A 16,784-nucleotide genomic window follows, 5' to 3' on the forward strand; every position below is an offset into this window, starting at 1 on the left:
CGGAAAACGCACGCATGTCCACGACCCATACCCATACCGTCGACGCCGCCGGCGCGGCAGTACGCGAGGACACAACGGCAGCCGCGAGCCGCAAACCGGCGATCGCGCTGCTGGCCGCGCTTGCATGGTCTGGCAGCGCGGCCGTCACCGCATGGTGGCCGGCCGCCGACATCTGGCCGCACACGCGGGAATTACTGGTCCTGAAGCTGCTGCTCGCCGCGCTGTCGGCAGCGATTGTTGCCGCTGCTCGGTATGCGGCCACGGGGCATGCGGCCCGAACCACGCAAGCGGCGGTCCGAGCGGTCCGTGGGCATATCGATGCATGCCTTGCCGCGACGCCGTGGCTGCTCGTAATCGCCATCGGCGTGAGCGCGTGGGAAATCGCGACCGCACAGCTCGAATGGCTACCGCGCCCGTTTTTCGCACCGCCTCAAGCGCTGATCTCGGTCTACGCGGACGATCTGCCGAGGCTCGCGGCAAGCGTTGTGCATTCCCTTGTGCTGCTCGTCTATGGCTATCTGCTCGGGGCGCTGACCGGTTTCATGATCGGCGTGAGCATCGGCTGGTCGCGCGCGGTCGGCTACTGGCTGCATCCGGTGTTGCGCCTTGTCGGTCCCTTGCCCGCAACCGCATGGCTGCCGCTCGCGTTTTTCTTTTTCCCGTCGAGCTTCAGCGCAAGCGTGTTTCTGATCGCGCTGGCAACGGCATTTCCCGTCGCGGTGCTGACATGGTCTGGCGTCGCGAGCGTGAACTCCGCCTACTATGACGTGGCGCGCACGTTGGGCGCGCGCCCATCGTTTCTGGTGTTCCGGGTGGCGATTCCCGCCGCGTTGCCGTCGGTGTTCGTCGGGCTTTTCATGGGGCTCGGTGCGTCGTTCGCGGTACTCGTCGTTGCCGAGATGATGGGGGTGAAGGCGGGGCTAGGCTGGTATCTGCAATGGGCGCAGGGCTGGGCCGCGTATTCGAACATGTACGCGGCGCTGCTTGTCATGGCGCTGATGTGCTCGGGGCTTGTCACGCTGCTTTTCCGCGTGCGCGATCGGGTGCTCGTCTGGCAAAAGGGATTGCTCAAATGGTAGCCGCCACCGCTCGACCCGCGCCGCCGACGCGGGCGCACGACCAGACGAAAAACGGCGTAAAAGCGTCCGCGGCAAACGGCGTTCGCATCGACGTGCGCCACGTCAGTCACCACTTTGCGTTACGCGGCCAACATCTGCCTGTTCTCGACGACGTGAGCCTCACCGTCGAGCCAGGAGAATTCGTCGCGCTGCTCGGGCCGAGCGGCTGTGGGAAGTCGACCTTATTGCGCCTCGTCGCGGGGCTCGAGAAACCAGCGCACGGCGCGTTGCACGCGCACGGCGAGCCGATCGCGGGACCGGACCCGTCGCGCGTCGTCGTATTCCAGGACCCGACGCTGTTTCCGTGGCGTACGGTACGCGACAACGTCGGTGTCGGCCCGCAAGCACAGCGCGCCATACGCGGCGCACGCGAGCGGATCGACGCGGCGCTCGAACTCGTCGGACTCCTCGCATTCGCCGACGCGTTTCCGCATCAGCTATCGGGCGGTATGGCGCAGCGCGCGGCACTGGCTCGCGCGCTCGTCAACGACCCGCAATTGCTGGTGCTCGACGAGCCGTTCGGCAAGCTCGACTCGCTGACGCGCATCCGCATGCAGAGTGAACTCGTGCGTCTGTGGCAATCGGCCGGCTTTTCGGTGCTGTTCGTGACGCACGACGTCGAAGAAGCACTCTATCTCGCGAACCGTGTAATCGTGTTCAGCGAGCGGCCCGCTCGCATCGTCGCGCAGGTACGCAACGACGCACCGTATCCGCGGCATCGGGACGATTCGAAGCTCGTTGCGCTGCGCCGCGATGTGCTCGCGCAATTGGGCCTTGACACGTGAGGGCGCGCGCAAGGGCGGCTTCACCCCGCAATCGCATCGAATATGGGGAAACACAAGCGATGAATCCGATCGATATCGATATGCCCGCTCAGCCGTCGCGCCGCGCATGGCTGCGCAACGCCGCATGGACGGCAGGCGCGGCCGCGCTCGGCGGCGCGACGTTCGGCCTACCGGGCGTGCATGCTGCCGCCGACGAAAACCTCAAACCGCTCAAGCTGTCGTGGAACGCGGGCGCGATCTGCACGGCGCCGGTGCCCGTGGCGGCGCAGCAAGGCTTTTTCCGCCGGCATGGCCTCGACGTCGAGACGGTCAACTTCGCGGGCTCGACCGACCAGCTGCTCGAAGCGATCGCAACGGGCAAGTCCGATGCGGGGGTCGGCATGGCGCTGCGCTGGATCAAGCCGCTCGAACAGGGCTTCGACGTGAAATTGACCGCCGGTATTCACGGCGGCTGCATGCGCCTGCTTGCCACGAAAACATCTGGGATCGTCGATTTGCAGGGGCTGAAGGGCCGCACGGTCGGCGTCAGCGATATGGCCAGTCCCGCGAAGAATTTTTTCGCGATCTCGCTGAAAAAGATCGGCGTCGATCCGGATGGCGACGTGCATTGGCGGCAATACCCGGCCCCTCTGCTCGGCGAGGCGCTGAAGAAGGGCGAAGTCCATGCGATTGCCGACGGCGATCCGACCATCTGGACGTTGCGCGAGACCGACCATCTCCAGGAAGTGTCGAATAACCTGTGCGGCGAATACGCAAACCGCGTGTGCTGCGTGCTCGGCGTGCGCGGCTCGCTCGTGCGCAAGGACCGTGCGACCGCGCAGGCGCTGACGCGAGCGCTGCTCGAAGCGACCGAGTGGACCGCGAACCATCCGGACGAAGCGGCGGCGATCTTCGCGCCGAACGCGCCGGGCGCCAGCGTCGCGCAACTGGCCGCGATGCTCAGAAGTCACACCGATCACCATCATCCGGTCGGCGCTGCGTTTCGCAACGAGATCGCGCTTTACGCCGACGATCTGAAATCGGTCGGCGTGATCAACGCGAGCACCGATTCCCGTCAATTCGCAACGCGTGTGTTTTCGGACGTGCTGGTTTGATCGAGGTGCGCGCCGAATGCGGCGCCCCCGAGATTGCCGAGAATCGTGTCGTCCTGCGGCGTGTGGATGCGCGCGCAAAGCACGTCGCGGTAGTGGCGCTCGAGCGGATTGTTGCGACTCAAGCCCGGGTTGCTGCTCGCTTCGAGCGCCAGCTGGACGGCTTCGATCGATTGCCTGCCGACGAGATATTTGATCGTCGGCGCGTGCGCGGCATCGACGGCGCCGGCGGCACCGGCGTCGAGCAGCGTGCGGTTGCTGAAAAGCAGCGCATCGATGCGGCCGGCTAGCTGCTGAAAGCGATCGAGGCTCGCGAGGGGCGCGTTGAGGCCCGAAGGTACGCGCTGCGCGGCCCACACGGTGAACCAGTCGCGTGCGGCGCGCGCGACGCCGTCGTAGATGGCCGGCAACAGCACATTGCTCCATATCGACGTTATCGGGTCGAGCCCGGCCGCGGGCCCGGGCGGCGGCTGCAGGTCAGCCGCGCGCTCGCGCGGCACGCGCACGTTTTCGAAGATCACTTCATGGCTGCCCGTCGCGCGCATGCCGAGATGATTCCATCGTTCGCCGATACGAATGCCGGGCGAATCACGATGCACGAGCCACGTGCCGACGCTCGGCGATGCTTCGTCGGTGCGGCCCCATACCGCGAGCCACGTGAGACCTGGGCTGCCCGTGGAATACAGCTTGCGCCCGTTGAGCAGCCACTCGTCGCCGTCGAGACGCGCGACCGTCGCCGGCAAGCCGCCGCGCGACGGCGAACCGAGTTCCGGTTCGACGCGCAGCGAATTGATCAGCGCGCCTCGTTCGACCGCGTCGCGCGCGAGCCGCTCCTTCAATGCGACGGGCCAGTTCGGGTTTGCCTGCAGCCGAAGATGATAGAGGCACTGCATGACCAGAATCAGCGCAGTCGACGGCTCGCCGCGTGCCGCCGCACGCACGACCTTCAGCGCCTGTGCAAGCGTGGCTTCGCGTCCGCCGAGTGCACGCGGCACAGTGAGCGAGAGCAGGCCGGCACGACGCAGCAGCGCGAGATTGTCGTGCGGAAAATGCGGGCCGGCGTCGAGTCCGGCGGCGCTCGCGGCAAATGTGCTGGTCAGTTCACCAAGCCAGGCCGCCGCGCGAGGACTGTCGAGGTCGGCGAGCGCGTCGAGCGCGTTGGCGTCGCGCTCGAGGTCGCGGTCGAGGTCGAAGGGGCCAAGCGCGTGTTCGAGACGGCGTTGGGTCATGGGCGAAAGCAGCGGTTTGTTGAGCGAGCGGACATCACGGTGCATCGAGCGGAAATTGCCGGTCGAAGCTCGGCTTTACGTCGAGCTGCGTTTTTATTACGTCCGCGCGCAGATAAAGATCTGCTGTCCTTTGCTGTTCGGCGATCAGTGCGTCGTCGATTGCGACCGGATGCAATTGCGCGCGTCGATAGACGGTTTTCAGCACCGACGGCGGCAAACCCGTGACTTTCGATTGCATGGCGGCGACTTCGTCGGGATGCGACAACGCCCAGCGCTGCCCGGCGGCAACGCGCTTGAGGAAATCGGCTATCTGATCGTGCTTTGTTTTGATCGACGCTTCGGTTGCTGCCTGAAAGCTCAATCCCGACGTCAGGTTCACGCCGTTTGCGATACTGCGCGTGCGGTCCAGCTGTTCGGACAGTGCGACGTACGGGTCCCAGGTCGACCATGCGTCGACGTCGCCGGAGGCGAGCGCGGATTTCGCGTCGGCCGGCTGCATGAAGCGAAGCGATACGTCGGACGGCTTGATTCCGGCACGCCCGAGCGTCGCGACGACGAGGTAATGGCCGATGGACCCGCGCGTGGTCGCGATGCGTTTTCCCCTGAGATCGGCGGGCGTGAGGATCGGCGAGCCGGCGGGGACGATGATGGCGAGATCGAGCGGCGTGGAGCGCGTCGCGGCGACCGCGCGCACCTTCGCGCCGGCCGCATACGCGAAAATCAACGGGGCGTCGCCGAGGCCGCCGATGTCGATCGCGCCGGCATTCAGCGCTTCACCGAGCGGCTGGGCGGCGGGGAAATTGAACCATTCGATCGTGTATGGCACGTCCTTCAGTTGCCCCGAAGCCTCGAGAATGCCGCGCGTCTGCAATTGCTGGTCGCCCACCTTTAAAGCCGCGTCGGCGGCTGCGGCGTTTGCCGCAAAAGGGGCCGCGCATGATGCGGCGAGCAGGACATGGATAGCGTGGATGAGCAGACGGTTTGTCGAGCGACGCATAAGCAAATGGGGGACATGTAAAGAACGGGGAAGAGCATGGGAGGCGCGTGCTTTATCGAACACGAACTTATCGAACGCAAACGCATTGATCTTCGTGGCGAGGCGCGGCGATGCACTGCTTGTCGAGCACCTCGCTCAGGTCCCACAGATTCGGCAGCGTGTTGTTCGAATAGCCCGAGATGAAGTGCTTGCGCGCGCCCTCGGCCGGATACGTGAAGCGTCGTACCGCGCCGATGTTCGCGCCATAAACGTGAATGCTGATCGACGTGCGATCGTCGTACGCATTGCGTACGCGGTGAATGTCGCCGATCGACGGCGACACCGCGTCGACGTCTCCCGCGGCGAGGCGGATTTCGCTGCCCGACTCGCGAAGCACGCCGCTGCCGTCGCGCGCGTAGGGCGCTGCGAATTCCGCACCGCGCAGCACCCCGATCAAGCCCCACACCGTGTGGTCGTGAACGGGCGTGCGCTGCCCCGGACCCCAGACGAAGCTGACGACGCTAAAGCGCTGACGCGCGTCCGCATACAGCAGGTATTGCTGATACCGCTCGGCTGAAGGCCGCGCATACGCTTGCGGCAACCAGTCGTCGACGCGTACGAGTTCCCGCAATGCCGCTGCGCCATATTCGAGCAGTACGGGTTCCGCCGCGTTCGAATCGACGATTTCCGCGATCTCGCCGACAAAACGGCGCAATTTATCGTGCGCCATCAGTCGAGCAGCGCCGGTTCGTCTTCAACAAGGCCCTCGTACAGGCTTTCAAACGCATGTTGCGCGCTGCCGGGGCGGCCGATCTGCTGGTGCGTCAATGTGGCGATGTCATGTGGAATCTGCTTCGGCGTGCCGGCGGCTTGCGCGAGCAGTTGCGCATGGCACGCATTGTCGAATGCGATGTACCACCACGCCGCTGCCTCGACGCTCGGTCCTGCCGTCAGAATGCCGTGGTTCTTCAGAATCACGGCCTTGTTCGTGCCGAGCGCGTCGGCGATACGCGCACCTTCCGTCGTGTCGAGCACGACGCCGCGAAAATCGTCGAAGAGCGCCTGGTCTTCGTAGAACGAACACGAATCCTGCGTGAGCGGATCGAGCTTGCGGCCGAGCGTCGACCACGCCTTGCCGTACAGAGAGTGCGTGTGCGCGGCGGCGACGACGTCAGGCCGCGCTTCGTGAATCGCGGCATGAATCGCAAACGCTGCCTGATTTACGGGACCTTCGCCGACGACGATTTCACCGTGCCGGTTGACGAGCAGCAGGTCCGACACGCGGATACGGCCGAAGTGCCGGCCAAGCGGATTGACCCAGAAGTGATCGGTCCATTCCGGATCGCGCGCGGTAATGTGGCCGGCGAGTCCCTGAGCAAATCCGTAGCGTGCGAAGAGGCGGAATGCGCCTGCGAGGCGCTGCTGTCGATGCACGCGTTCTTCGGCCAATGTGCGCCGTGGCGCGGCGTCGTCGTCGAACCAGAACTTGCGGACGGGCTCCTGGCGCGGCGCAGCATGAGCGGCGGATGCGGGATCGTCGAGGAGAAGCGCGTTGGTCATGATGTGTGCTCGGTGGAATGAGGGCGTTGTTGGCTTATGCCGCGCGTGGCACGCGCGAAGTCAGTTCCCGTGTGACGGGAATCAGTTCGCGGCCGTAGTCGATCGCGTCGTCGAGCGGATCGAAGCCGCGGATCAGGAACGTCGTCACACCGAGCGCGTAGTATTCGGAAAGTGTCTGCGCGACCTGCGACGGCGTGCCGACAAGCGCAGTCGAATTGGACCGTCCGCCGATTTCTTTTGCGACCGCCGTCCACAGGCGCTCGTCGGCGCGCACGCCGTCGCCGGCCGCGGCAAGCAGCCGCCGGGCGCCTTCGCTCTGCTGCGGACCGCCGCGCGAAAAGCCCTGTTCGACGCGCAAGCGGCGGGTCGCTTCGAGGATGTGTTCGGCGCGTTCCCAGGCAGCTTTTTCGGTTGCCGCGAGAATCGGCCGGAACGACACCGAGAAGCGCACCGTGCGGCCGTGTTTTGCCGCTTCGGCACGCACGCGCGACAGTTGCTCCGCGACCTGCTGCTTCGATTCTCCCCAAAGCGCATAGACGTCGGCATGCTTGCCGGCGACGGCGAGCGCGGCTTGGGACGCGCCGCCGAAATAGATCGGCACGTGCGGTGTCTGTTTCGGCTTGACTTCGGAGAATGCTTTTTCGAAGCGATAAAAGCGGCCCTCGTGGTCGAACGGCGCGCTTTCGGTCCAGATGCGGCGCAGGATCTGCAGATACTCATCGGTGCGCGCATAGCGATCGTCATGGCTCAGGAAATCGCCGTCGCGCCGCTGGTCTTCATCGCTGCCGCCTGAAATGAAGTGCACGGCGAGCCTGCCGCCCGAGAAATGATCGAGCGTCGCGATCTGCCGTGCGGCGAGCGTCGGCGCAACGAAGCCGGGTCGATGCGCGAGCATGAAATGAATGCGGGACGTGACGCCCGCCGCATAGGCAATCGTGATCGTCGCGTCGGGACTCGTCGAACTGTGCGGCACGAGGATGCGGTCGAACCCCGCGCTCTCGTGCGCCTGCGCAAACGAACGGACGTAGTCCGTATCGATCGCAGGTCCCTGCGGACGATGCGTCTCCGATATCTTGCGCTGCTGGATCATGCCGATGAATTCGACGCTCACGTTCGCTCCTGCTGTGGGTTTTCGTTATGGCGAACGGGTCGCTGCGAAAGCAGACGTGCGGCATGCATACGACGTCGACTCGTCCCACCGTGGATTGAATCAGGCTAACACCGCAGTACGCGAGCGCTAAATGGTAAATATCGATATCGTTATCGGCAGAACGGCAACTGCTGGAGTCGGTCGTAGCCGGCTTCGGCCAGGATAACTCAATGTTCCCGCCGTTCGCCTCGCGAAGCACGCAATCCGCCGCGCACTGCACGATCGATGCATCGTCGGCGGCTCGAACGCGAGAAGGTGTCCTCCGTCGTCGACGACGGCGATGCTCACGGCCAGTTTCCGCCGTGCGGCTTCGGCGCTCGCGGCTGCCATCAACGCGTCGCCGCCATGCTTATTCCGCGAAAGCGGTTTCACACTCGATATACGCGGATTCCAGAATCTGGACCGAACCGATCCGTAGGCATGCAGAGGAACGAACTGATGTCGGCGGCCTGCAATGTCCGCGTCCGATCGGGCGTAGTCCGCTCACCACTGGGCGGCCAACGCCTTGACGCCGCGCAGATTTCCGCGGTGCCGCCACTGCAGGTCGTCGAGTGCCGTCAGATGTAGCCGCGGCAAACGTTCGAGCAACACAGTCAGCGAGGTCTCGAGTTCGAGCAGCGCGAGCCGATATCCGAGGCAATGATGAATGCCCGCGCCGAACGAGATGAGCCGCGCGTCATTGCGGGCGATGTCGAGCCGGTCCGGCGCGTCGAACTTCGCAGGGTCGCGATTCGCCGAGCCGAGCATGACCATGATGACGGTACCGCGCGGTATCGTCGTGCCGCCGATCTCGACGTCTTCGAGCGCGGTGCGCACCGTGGACTGGACCGACGTGTCGTAGCGCGCGCATTCGAATACGGCTTGCGGGATCCGATCGGGATGCCGCCTCAGCGCGTGCAATTGCTCCGGATGGCGATGCAGCGCAATCAGCGCGTTGCCGAGCAGATTCGACGTCGTTTCATGACCCGCGCCGAACAGCAGTATCACGTTGGCGATGATGTCTGCTTCGCTCATCTTCGCGCCGTTTTCCTCGATGCGCAGCAACAGCGAGACCAGATCGTCGCCGGGCTTTTTGCGGCGCGCTTCGATGACGTCCGCAAAGTATCGTTCCAGCTTTGCGCACGCTTCGTTCGGACCTGCGAGTTCGTCGAAAGGAATCGGCACCGCGTCGAGGGCGCGCGTCAGCTCGCGCGTGTCGTCCGCCAGCGCGCCGGCATCTTCGACGGGAACGTCGAGCATGCGGCAGATAATGCGGACGGGCAACGGCAAAGCGTAGCTTGCCATCAGGTCCGCACCGTCGGCCTTCGCCATCGCGTCGATCAGTTCGTGCGCGGTCGTGCGTGCGATTTCGCGAATCGTTTCGACCTGCCGCGCATTGAACGCTCTCATCATCAGGCTGCGCAACGGCGTATGGGCGGGCGGATTGATCGAGAACATCATGCGGCTCAGCGTCTGGAACACCGGCAGTCGCGGCCCGTCTTCGCCATACCTCGCGCGAATGCTCTCCAGATAGGCCTTGCCGACGCGGCGGTCATGCAGCAATGCGTCGACGATGTCGTAATGCCCAGTCATCACCATGTTCGGTGCGATCGGCACGAGCGAACCTTCCGCACGCAGGCTGGCGTAAACGGGATACGGGTTCTCGAAGAACGATGCAGTTTGAAAATCGGCGAATTCCATGGGCGCGGCGCTCCAGGCGGTCGGTGCGCAATGCGCACGGTACTAATCTGAACGCGCGGCGTCGCGGCGATATTCCTTATAGTCGCGGTGTTTAATGTCGGGGTGCAAATCGTATCGCGTTCAAGCTTCTTCCTGGCGCGCGGGTGCGGCAACGTGCGGTACGAGCTTGCGTTGCAGCAGCAGTGTCAAGGTGCCGATGACGATCAAGCCAAGTACGACGTTGGTGAAAACGAATAGAACCGGCGACATGTCGGCAATCGCACCTTGCGCACCGCGAAGCGTCATCTGGATGCCGCCGCCGGACAGCGCAGTCAGACCGAAGGTAAAGGCCCAGTAAGATGGTGCAAACGGTTGTTTGAAGATCCAGGGCAGCAGGCGGATCAGCAATAGCAGCTGGAATATCCCATATCCCCAGGTGGCCTGTACAAGCCACTCCGGGGCGCCCTGCGTGTTGGCCAGCCAGGCTGTCACGGCGACCACAGGCGGCGCGAGCTGGATGCCGAGCGTCGGGCGCAGCGGCGCTTGCAGCGCTGCCGCGTGCAACAGGCGGTTCACGATGATCGACTCCATCGCCAGCCACATGAAGAGGCCGGCGCCAAAAAACAGCAAACCCCACGACGCATGACCGAGCGTACCGGCCGTAATGGCAACGATGAAATTGCCGGCGACCGAAGGCAGATAGGTAACGGGCGTGATGGTTGCAATATCGCGGTCGCCCTGCAGCATCGCGCCCACGCGCCACACGCTGAACAGAAGATGCCCGGCTGCGCCGAGCCATAAGGCCAGATTGGCGAGTTCGCGGCTATAGGGCGCAAGGGCCACGCCCATGAGTGCCGTCGTGGCGGGAATGAGACCGATATAGCAGCACTGCACCGGATGCTGCCATTCCGCGAGCGCGGCCTCGCGTTGCCCGACCCATTTGAAGACGTAGCAAACCGCCAGTAGTGCCCACGTTGCAAACGCCGTGGCCATGAGGATCTCGCCGATGACAGGCGGCATGCCCCATAGATGGACCGCGCCGCGCCAATTGCTGGCGAGGCTGACAAGACCAAGCACGATGCCGAAAAAGGAAGCGGGAATGGACATACGCACCTCGGGAAAATTATTCCTTTTTGAGTATCGGGCGATGCGTGAGCGCTTATAAATGGCGAATACCGTGCGTCGCGACCCTTATCGGCAGCAAACCTCGAATGCTTCCCCGGGTCGATGCTTCAAGCAAGGCCGATTCGCCGGAAGCTGCGTACGGCAATCTGCATCGACGGCAATCCAGGGATGATGCGGCGAATGGCAAAAAGAGGGAACGCCTTCGCGGTTGTGACTTACGCCCCTGAAAGTGAACCTTAAGTGCTTCCTCAGCGCCGCGTGTCAGTCTATGCCGATCGGCTCTGACAAGTTTGCTTTCGACTGGAGTGCGTCGAACCATGTGGCAAGAAAGGATCAGCGGCCAGGCTGCGCGGACTGTTCGAGCGTACCTTTCGATCGCGGCAGCGGCGTGCCTGACACTCCAGTTACCGGTGCTCGGCCTGATCTTTGTGTTCAGGGTTTCGGAAAAGATGTTTGAAACGGCTTCGTTTCACCGCTTTTCCATGATCTACATCATCTGCTTCGTCCTTATTTTCCGGCTGGCAATGTGGATCGCGCACCATCGAACGCAAGATGGACGGACAGTCCGCGCCCGCCGATGCCTGGGCCGAAGTGCAGCGTCGCGTCGAAGTACTGAGCGATACGCGCGACAATCGAAAGTCCCAGTCCGGTCCCTCGCGCAGTCACGTTCGAGCCCCGGAAAAAGCGATCTGTAATCCGCTCGCGTTCGGCCGGCGATACGCCGGGCCCATCGTCGGACACGCTCAGCACGGTCGATTGCCGCTCGCGTGCGATCCGGACGGCGATCTTTCCGCCCGCGCCACCGTATTTGATTGCGTTGTCCAGCACGTTGTCGATCAGAATGCGCATTAACGTCGCGTCGGCGCGGACCATCGCCGCGTGCGCCGCGTCGAACGACAGATCGATGTCTTTCTGTTCCATTTCATCGTGCCGCGCAAGCACGGCGTCCTCGGCGATCGCAACCATGTCGACGTCGGCCGCGGCAATTTTCTCGTGTTCGTCGAGACGTGCGAGCAGAAGCAACTGTTCCGCAAGCCGCGCACTGCGGTCGACGCCTTGTGCGACACGCTGCATCGCGACACGCGATACCTCGGGGTCGCATGACGAAAGCGCCACTTGCGCTTGCACCTTGATCGCGGCGAGCGGCGTCTTCAGTTCGTGCGCCGCATCGGACGTAAAGGCGCGTTCGCGGCTGAATGTTGCTTGCACGCGCGCAAGCAGCTGATTGAGCTCTTCGACCAACGGCCTGACCTCGACAGGCTCCGGCCCCACAGCGATCGGATCGAGGCGCGTCGCGTCGCGCGCGCGCACGGCCCGCGACAATGCCGCAAGCGGCGCAAGGCTTCGTCCGATGCCGATCCATACGAGCAATGCGAGCGCCGGAAGTCCTATCAGCATCGGCCGCGCGATCCTTCCCGCGACGCCGCTCACGAGGTCGCTGCCCGTGAGCGCGGGCTCGATGAGGTCGATTGTGTTTCCGCTGTCCGCATCGCGCACTGAGACGGCGTTCCACAAAGCATTGTCGACGACGAAAGTGGACAAGCCGTTTGCGTCGGGCAAACTGCGTTTGTATGCGGACAAGCGACCGAAATCGGGACTGCTTGCAATGATTCGGCTGTCCCGGTCGCGCACTTCCAGCAGCGCCCGGCGAGGAACCTGGTCGCCATCGGTGTTCGAACTGGAACCGGGGCCGTCCGGGTATTCGTTCCGGACGTCGACGCCGCCCGAGGCCACGCGCGCGAGACTGTTCGTGTCGAGCGGCGTCAGCAAGGACGCGATCTGGAGCAGTCGCGTGCGGTCCCACTGGCGAACTTCGTGCGCCGTCTGGTGGTAGCTCCACGCGATAGCAATGCACCAGACCGCGCCGATGCCCGGAAGCATCAGCGCGAGCAGGCGGGCACGGATAGAAGTGGTCATGACAATTTATCCATCACATATCCGAAACCGCGCACCGTCTTGATGAGGTCGCCGCCCAGTTTCTTTCTGAGGTTCGAGATATGCACTTCGATAGCATTGCTTTCGATCTCCGAATGCCATCCGTACAGACTGTCTTCGAGACGTGCGCGCGATTGAGGCTTGCCAAGATGAGCGAGCAGGTGATTCAGCATGGCCCACTCTTTTGCGGTCAGCGAGACCGGCGTGTCGTCGACGGTGACGGTTTGAGAAAGCGGGTCTACGCGCAGGTTCCGGTACTCGATCGCTTCGGTGCTGCGTCCATGTGAGCGGCGCACGAGCGCGCGGCAGCGCGCGATCAGTTCGGTCAGATCAAACGGCTTGCCGAGATAGTCGTCTGCTCCCGCCTCGAGGCCGATGACCCTGTCCGCCACCGTTCCCTTCGCCGTCAGCACGATGACGGGCACGTCGTTGCCCGAATGTCGAATCGCGGCCAGCACTTCGTTTCCTGACATGCGCGGCAAACCAAGGTCCAGTACGACGAGCGCATAGCTCATCGTGCGCAACGCGAGCAGCGCCTCGACGCCATCGTGTGTCCAGTCGACGGCGAATCCCGCCTGACGCAGGCCTGCGTCGACGCCGCTACCGATCAGGTCGTCATCTTCGACGAGGAGAATACGCATCAGGTGCTCCGCGAGATCAATCGTTACTCGATACGACACGCAGTCTAGCCGTTTCCGCCTGGCGGGCATACCCGCCGCCGCTTAAGGTTTTCTTCAGGCAAGGCCAGTACATTTTCGGATGGCGACGGGCCTGTCGCCTCTCCACATTAACGCGTGTCGGCGAGTATCGGTCTCTCCGGCCGCTTAACAATCTCAGCCTATCTTGACGAAACTATCTGTCCAATACGACGGCATTGCCCGCACGCTGCACTGGCTGATCGTGCTGTTGATCGTCGCGCAGTTCCTGCTGGGCTGGACCATGCCCGACATCCATCGCGACACCGTGCCAGACGGGCTGATCGCATGGCACCTGAAGGTGGGCGCCACGATCGTTGCGGTGATGGTACTGCGCGTTCTGTGGCGCATTAGCCATCGATCGCCGCCCGAAGATCTGCCCAGGGCGGTCGCCATGCTTTCGCGCGCGACACACGTGTTGCTTTATGTCGTGCTCGTAAGCGTGCCGGTGCTCGGCTGGATCAATGCATCATCGAGAGGGTGGACGGTCGCGCTGCCCGGTGGCGTGCCGTTGCCGGCCCTCTCCGCGAAGGGCGCTTCGTTCGGGCATGCGATGGGCGACGTCCACGGCGTGCTCGCCTGGGTCCTGCTCGTGCTGCTCGCGGTGCATATTCTGGCTGCGCTTTTTCATCACTTCGTATTGAAGGACAACGTCATGCATCGCATGGTGCCGTGGACCGCGCGATCGTCCACGCGCGGCAAGCGGGCTGATGACAGGGTGAGCCAGGACGATCGATGCGCGTGATAACGCCTGTCGCCGCATTCGTCCTCATCGCCGCGGCCCCCGGTGGGTCCGACGCGCGCAGCACCGTTGGCGAACCCGCGCGACACCCGGGGCGACCCGGCTCGTTGCCGATCTGACCACTCTCGGTTCAGTCTCAATTTGCGCCTCGAACTGCCTGCCGCTCGCTGAACCACAGCTATCTCCCCACTATCCCTATCTCCATTCCAGAAATTCTTCAGCGCACCGCCGCCAGCCACACGCGTCTGCTTGATGTACGTCAAGCGGCCGCCCGTCAATGCCGCCCATGATGAACCGGTGATAGCACGCCGCGCCTCCGGACACCGCCCGGAGGCCGGACACCCGATGGGATGGAGGCAGATATGGCAGGCTCGCAGGGCGCAACGGATGCTCCACGCGCATTCTCGCGAATCGCGGTCGCATGCGAACGCGGCAGCGGTCTGCTGATGCTCGCGCGATTCGCGCTGAAGTTCGCGGCGAACCATGCCGCTGTCAGACTGATTGACATCGTTAGCAACCCGGCATCGCTGTTTCCGACGCTGATGCTGAGCTACCCCGATTGGAGCGAAGCGCATCGTGCAATGACTCATGCCGCATCGACGATGTTGAGGCAGGCATCGGCCGAACTGGCCCGCGCCGGCATCGACGTGGACACGCAGTTGCTCGACTCGCCGGCCCTGCATATCGACACCGCCGTGGTACTCGGCCGCGCCGCGAAGTGCTGGCAAGCCGATCTTGTGGCGATTTCGTCGCCGTCGCGCAAGCACCATTGGGCCTGCCACTTCAATCCGGAGGAAGTGGCCGCCTCGACTCATTGCCCCGTGTTGTACGTTCCCAACTCGCAGCTTTCGACCGAGATTCCACGCCGCCCGCGCGTGCTGACACTGGTCGACGGCACACACGCGTCATTACAGATGCTGCGCGCTGCGCTGCCGGCGGTTCCCGCCGATGCGGAGTTGAAAGTCGCCTACGTGATCGACGGCCTATTCCATCTGCGCGCATGGTGTCCGCGCGATCTGCTGCGCCGTCAGGGCGAACGCGCACTCGAAGCGGCCGCCGGGGTGTTACGCGAGCACGGAGTCGATGCGCGAACAACCTTACTCGAAACGGAGGGCGAGCTCGACGACGTGCCCGATGCCATTTCGCGCGAAGCAAAGCAGTGGAAAGCGGACGTGATCGTGATGGGGCTGCGCAGCCGGCATGCGCTTTCCGAAACGTTGCCGGGACGTGTGGCTTCCCGCGCGCTACGCGATCCTCCCTGCGCGGTGGTCGTCTATCCGCCGGCATGGGTCGCGGAAAAGCTCGCACGGCGTATCGGCGGCCCCATGGTGGCCACCGGCATGGAGCCGCCGCCAATCATTCTTTAGACGCATTGTCCGATTTCATCAGCGTTCACTGGAGGTCATCATGTATCAGAAGATCCTGGTTGCCGTAGACGGCAGCGACACGTCGAAGCAGGCATTGAACGAGGCGGTGCGTGTCGCGGCCATGACGCACGGCAAGGTGCATGCGGTTTATGTCGTCGACCAGGCCGCGCTCTTTCCCTACGCGGGCTACTACGATCCGGTGGCGATGATCGATGCGTTTCGCCGCGACGGACGCATTGCGCTCGATGATGCGTCGGCCCGCTTTGCCGCCGCGGGCGTCACCGGCGAAGCGGAGCTCGTCGAAACCGAATCGGTCGGCGAGGACGTCGCGCATTGTCTGCACCGGTGCGCGCAGCGGTTCGGCGCCGAGCTCGCGGTGATGGGCACGCATGGCCGGCGCGGCATGCAGCGGGCGATTCTCGGCAGCGTCGCCGAGCGCTTCGTGCGCCTCTCCGACTGCCCGGTGCTGCTCGTGCGCATGGACGACACCGATGCGAACGCGGCGGCGCAGGAGTGACATACGCAGCCATGCGGAGAGCCGACATGAAATTCCTTCATCAGTGGCGCATCTCGCTAGCGATGAGCGCCGTACTGGCCTCGATGATGGGGCTTGCCGCCGCGTTGCAGGGCATGGTGACCAGCGACGAGATGGTGTTCTATGCGGGCAGCGTCGCATTATGCGGCGGACTCGTCGTCGCTACGGTGCTGCTCGAGAGAATACGCAACCGTCGAGGCTGACGGCGAGGTGACTCGCGGTCATGACCCACAGCCTGTCGGCACCGCCTGGATCAAAACAACATGAAAGGCATCCTCAGACTCGCGTTCAAGCTGCTCGTGAACGACAACGCGACTCGACGATGCGAGTCTGTGGCTCGACGTCGTCGGCTTGAAGAATCGCGAGCGCGACTATCTCTTCGGTCGCGGCGATTCCGTCGCGATACGCAGCGCGCGCGATCATCGCGTTTCCATCCGAATGGCACGCCTCCGGTATCGCTAGCCTATATCGCAGTGACGGCCGATTTGCCGCAAACGCTGCCGTCGACGCTCGTGCGCCGGTGTCCCGACATCCTGCAGGCGGAGGCTGCATTGCATGTCGCGAGCGCCCATGCCGGCGTCGCGACGGCCGCGCTGTTCCCGAACATCACGCTGTCGGCGAGCGGCGCGGCGGCGCCCGGCTCGGACTTGAGGCGCGTTCCAATCTGACGAACCGGGGTTTCCATTCGTGAAACGGGATCGATATTCGATTCGTTAGCCACACTCTTGTGACGCAATGTCCACATTCGCGGGAAGTCATATACAAGAGATATGGCCTGCACACGTTCAAGCGAAACTATTTAACTTTTTTTGAAGCA

The 16,784-nt window shown here is 63.8% G+C and carries 16 protein-coding genes and 1 pseudogene; 8 read left to right on the plus strand and 9 right to left on the minus strand.

Translation table 11 applies throughout. From position 1 onward, the window contains the following. The first annotated feature begins 14 nt into the window (after window positions 1-14). From QYH69_RS06005 to QYH69_RS06015, 3 genes are read left to right on the plus strand one after another with little or no spacing between them, the layout of a single operon-like run. Window positions 15-1,079, plus strand: a complete 1,065-nt coding sequence (locus tag QYH69_RS06005; RefSeq protein WP_308830973.1) for an ABC transporter permease subunit — start codon at window positions 15-17, stop codon at window positions 1,077-1,079. After that, window positions 1,073-1,903 carry an ABC transporter ATP-binding protein gene (locus QYH69_RS06010; RefSeq protein WP_308830974.1) on the plus strand — a complete coding sequence of 277 codons (831 nt, stop codon included), beginning with the start codon at window positions 1,073-1,075 and terminating at the stop codon, window positions 1,901-1,903. Before QYH69_RS06005 ends, QYH69_RS06010 begins: the two co-directional genes overlap by 7 nt. A 59-nt stretch (window positions 1,904-1,962) precedes the next feature. After that, window positions 1,963-2,997, plus strand: a complete 1,035-nt coding sequence (locus QYH69_RS06015) for an ABC transporter substrate-binding protein (protein ID WP_308830975.1) — start codon at window positions 1,963-1,965, stop codon at window positions 2,995-2,997. On the opposite strand, the gene QYH69_RS06020 is transcribed toward QYH69_RS06015, so the two are convergent. The 9 genes from QYH69_RS06020 to QYH69_RS06060 all read right to left on the minus strand — a co-directional run bounded on the left by QYH69_RS06020 (window position 2,958) and on the right by QYH69_RS06060 (window position 13,269). Next, window positions 2,958-4,223 carry an acyl-CoA dehydrogenase family protein gene (locus QYH69_RS06020; RefSeq protein WP_308830976.1) on the minus strand — a complete coding sequence of 422 codons (1,266 nt, stop codon included), beginning with the start codon at window positions 4,221-4,223 and terminating at the stop codon, window positions 2,958-2,960. The two genes, QYH69_RS06015 and QYH69_RS06020, sit on opposite strands and share 40 nt — an antisense overlap. 34 nt (window positions 4,224-4,257) lie before the next feature. Then, window positions 4,258-5,220 (minus strand): ABC transporter substrate-binding protein, encoded by a 963-nt coding sequence (locus QYH69_RS06025; RefSeq protein WP_308830977.1) that lies wholly within the window; start codon window positions 5,218-5,220, stop codon window positions 4,258-4,260. Between the two features lie 67 nt (window positions 5,221-5,287). After that, window positions 5,288-5,929, minus strand: coding sequence for a cysteine dioxygenase (locus QYH69_RS06030; protein ID WP_308830978.1), 642 nt, complete (start codon window positions 5,927-5,929; stop codon window positions 5,288-5,290). Continuing rightward, a complete protein-coding gene (locus QYH69_RS06035; RefSeq protein WP_308830979.1) occupies window positions 5,929-6,759 on the minus strand; it encodes a class II aldolase/adducin family protein in 831 nt (276 codons plus the stop codon). The genes QYH69_RS06030 and QYH69_RS06035 overlap by 1 nt, the downstream gene beginning before the upstream one ends. Before the next feature lie 34 nt (window positions 6,760-6,793). Continuing rightward, on the minus strand, window positions 6,794-7,870 hold the full coding sequence (locus tag QYH69_RS06040) for an LLM class flavin-dependent oxidoreductase (RefSeq protein ID WP_308830980.1): 1,077 nt from the start codon (window positions 7,868-7,870) through the stop codon (window positions 6,794-6,796). A gap of 522 nt (window positions 7,871-8,392) precedes the next feature. Beyond that, complete coding sequence (locus QYH69_RS06045; RefSeq protein ID WP_308830981.1) at window positions 8,393-9,589, minus strand: cytochrome P450; 1,197 nt, start codon at window positions 9,587-9,589, stop codon at window positions 8,393-8,395. A gap of 120 nt (window positions 9,590-9,709) precedes the next feature. Then, window positions 9,710-10,675, minus strand: a complete 966-nt coding sequence (gene tehA, locus QYH69_RS06050) for a dicarboxylate transporter/tellurite-resistance protein TehA (RefSeq protein ID WP_308830982.1) — start codon at window positions 10,673-10,675, stop codon at window positions 9,710-9,712. Window positions 10,676-11,200: 525 nt separating this feature from the next. Continuing rightward, window positions 11,201-12,610 carry an ATP-binding protein gene (locus QYH69_RS06055; protein WP_308830983.1) on the minus strand — a complete coding sequence of 470 codons (1,410 nt, stop codon included), beginning with the start codon at window positions 12,608-12,610 and terminating at the stop codon, window positions 11,201-11,203. After that, a complete protein-coding gene (locus tag QYH69_RS06060; protein ID WP_075160422.1) occupies window positions 12,607-13,269 on the minus strand; it encodes a response regulator transcription factor in 663 nt (220 codons plus the stop codon). The genes QYH69_RS06055 and QYH69_RS06060 overlap by 4 nt, the downstream gene beginning before the upstream one ends. 202 nt (window positions 13,270-13,471) lie before the next feature. Here QYH69_RS06060 and QYH69_RS06065 point away from each other — a divergent pair, with 202 nt between their 5' ends. The 5 genes and pseudogenes from QYH69_RS06065 to QYH69_RS06085 form a co-directional block, all read left to right on the plus strand. Continuing rightward, window positions 13,472-14,068 (plus strand): cytochrome b/b6 domain-containing protein, encoded by a 597-nt coding sequence (locus QYH69_RS06065; RefSeq protein ID WP_308830984.1) that lies wholly within the window; start codon window positions 13,472-13,474, stop codon window positions 14,066-14,068. A 359-nt stretch (window positions 14,069-14,427) separates the two neighbouring features. After that, on the plus strand, window positions 14,428-15,432 hold the full coding sequence (locus QYH69_RS06070) for a universal stress protein (protein ID WP_308830985.1): 1,005 nt from the start codon (window positions 14,428-14,430) through the stop codon (window positions 15,430-15,432). A 40-nt stretch (window positions 15,433-15,472) separates the two neighbouring features. After that, window positions 15,473-15,949 carry a universal stress protein gene (locus QYH69_RS06075; RefSeq protein WP_308830986.1) on the plus strand — a complete coding sequence of 159 codons (477 nt, stop codon included), beginning with the start codon at window positions 15,473-15,475 and terminating at the stop codon, window positions 15,947-15,949. Window positions 15,950-15,975: 26 nt separating this feature from the next. Further along, on the plus strand, window positions 15,976-16,170 hold the full coding sequence (locus QYH69_RS06080) for a hypothetical protein (protein WP_308830987.1): 195 nt from the start codon (window positions 15,976-15,978) through the stop codon (window positions 16,168-16,170). A gap of 243 nt (window positions 16,171-16,413) precedes the next feature. Then, window positions 16,414-16,593: pseudogene (locus tag QYH69_RS06085) on the plus strand (RND transporter); the annotation flags it as partial. Between the last annotated feature and the right edge of the window lie 191 nt (window positions 16,594-16,784).

The sequence above is a fragment of the Paraburkholderia sp. SARCC-3016 genome, assembly GCF_031119615.1.
Classification (GTDB): domain Bacteria; phylum Pseudomonadota; class Gammaproteobacteria; order Burkholderiales; family Burkholderiaceae; genus Paraburkholderia.

What these genes read in the sequence shown, in the direction of transcription:
- QYH69_RS06010 (WP_308830974.1), top strand. Translation starts at nt 1,073, where the DNA reads ATGGTAGCCGCCACCGCTCGACCCGCGCCGCCGACGCGGGCGCACGAC.
- QYH69_RS06015 (WP_308830975.1), top strand. Translation starts at nt 1,963, where the DNA reads ATGAATCCGATCGATATCGATATGCCCGCTCAGCCGTCGCGCCGCGCA.
- QYH69_RS06060 (WP_075160422.1), bottom strand. Translation starts at nt 13,269, where the DNA reads ATGCGTATTCTCCTCGTCGAAGATGACGACCTGATCGGTAGCGGCGTC.
- QYH69_RS06035 (WP_308830979.1), bottom strand. Translation starts at nt 6,759, where the DNA reads ATGACCAACGCGCTTCTCCTCGACGATCCCGCATCCGCCGCTCATGCT.
- QYH69_RS06080 (WP_308830987.1), top strand. Translation starts at nt 15,976, where the DNA reads ATGAAATTCCTTCATCAGTGGCGCATCTCGCTAGCGATGAGCGCCGTA.
- tehA (WP_308830982.1), bottom strand. Translation starts at nt 10,675, where the DNA reads ATGTCCATTCCCGCTTCCTTTTTCGGCATCGTGCTTGGTCTTGTCAGC.
- QYH69_RS06030 (WP_308830978.1), bottom strand. Translation starts at nt 5,929, where the DNA reads ATGGCGCACGATAAATTGCGCCGTTTTGTCGGCGAGATCGCGGAAATC.
- QYH69_RS06005 (WP_308830973.1), top strand. Translation starts at nt 15, where the DNA reads ATGTCCACGACCCATACCCATACCGTCGACGCCGCCGGCGCGGCAGTA.
- QYH69_RS06075 (WP_308830986.1), top strand. Translation starts at nt 15,473, where the DNA reads ATGTATCAGAAGATCCTGGTTGCCGTAGACGGCAGCGACACGTCGAAG.
- QYH69_RS06045 (WP_308830981.1), bottom strand. Translation starts at nt 9,589, where the DNA reads ATGGAATTCGCCGATTTTCAAACTGCATCGTTCTTCGAGAACCCGTAT.
- QYH69_RS06055 (WP_308830983.1), bottom strand. Translation starts at nt 12,610, where the DNA reads ATGACCACTTCTATCCGTGCCCGCCTGCTCGCGCTGATGCTTCCGGGC.
- QYH69_RS06070 (WP_308830985.1), top strand. Translation starts at nt 14,428, where the DNA reads ATGGCAGGCTCGCAGGGCGCAACGGATGCTCCACGCGCATTCTCGCGA.
- QYH69_RS06025 (WP_308830977.1), bottom strand. Translation starts at nt 5,220, where the DNA reads ATGCGTCGCTCGACAAACCGTCTGCTCATCCACGCTATCCATGTCCTG.
- QYH69_RS06020 (WP_308830976.1), bottom strand. Translation starts at nt 4,223, where the DNA reads ATGACCCAACGCCGTCTCGAACACGCGCTTGGCCCCTTCGACCTCGAC.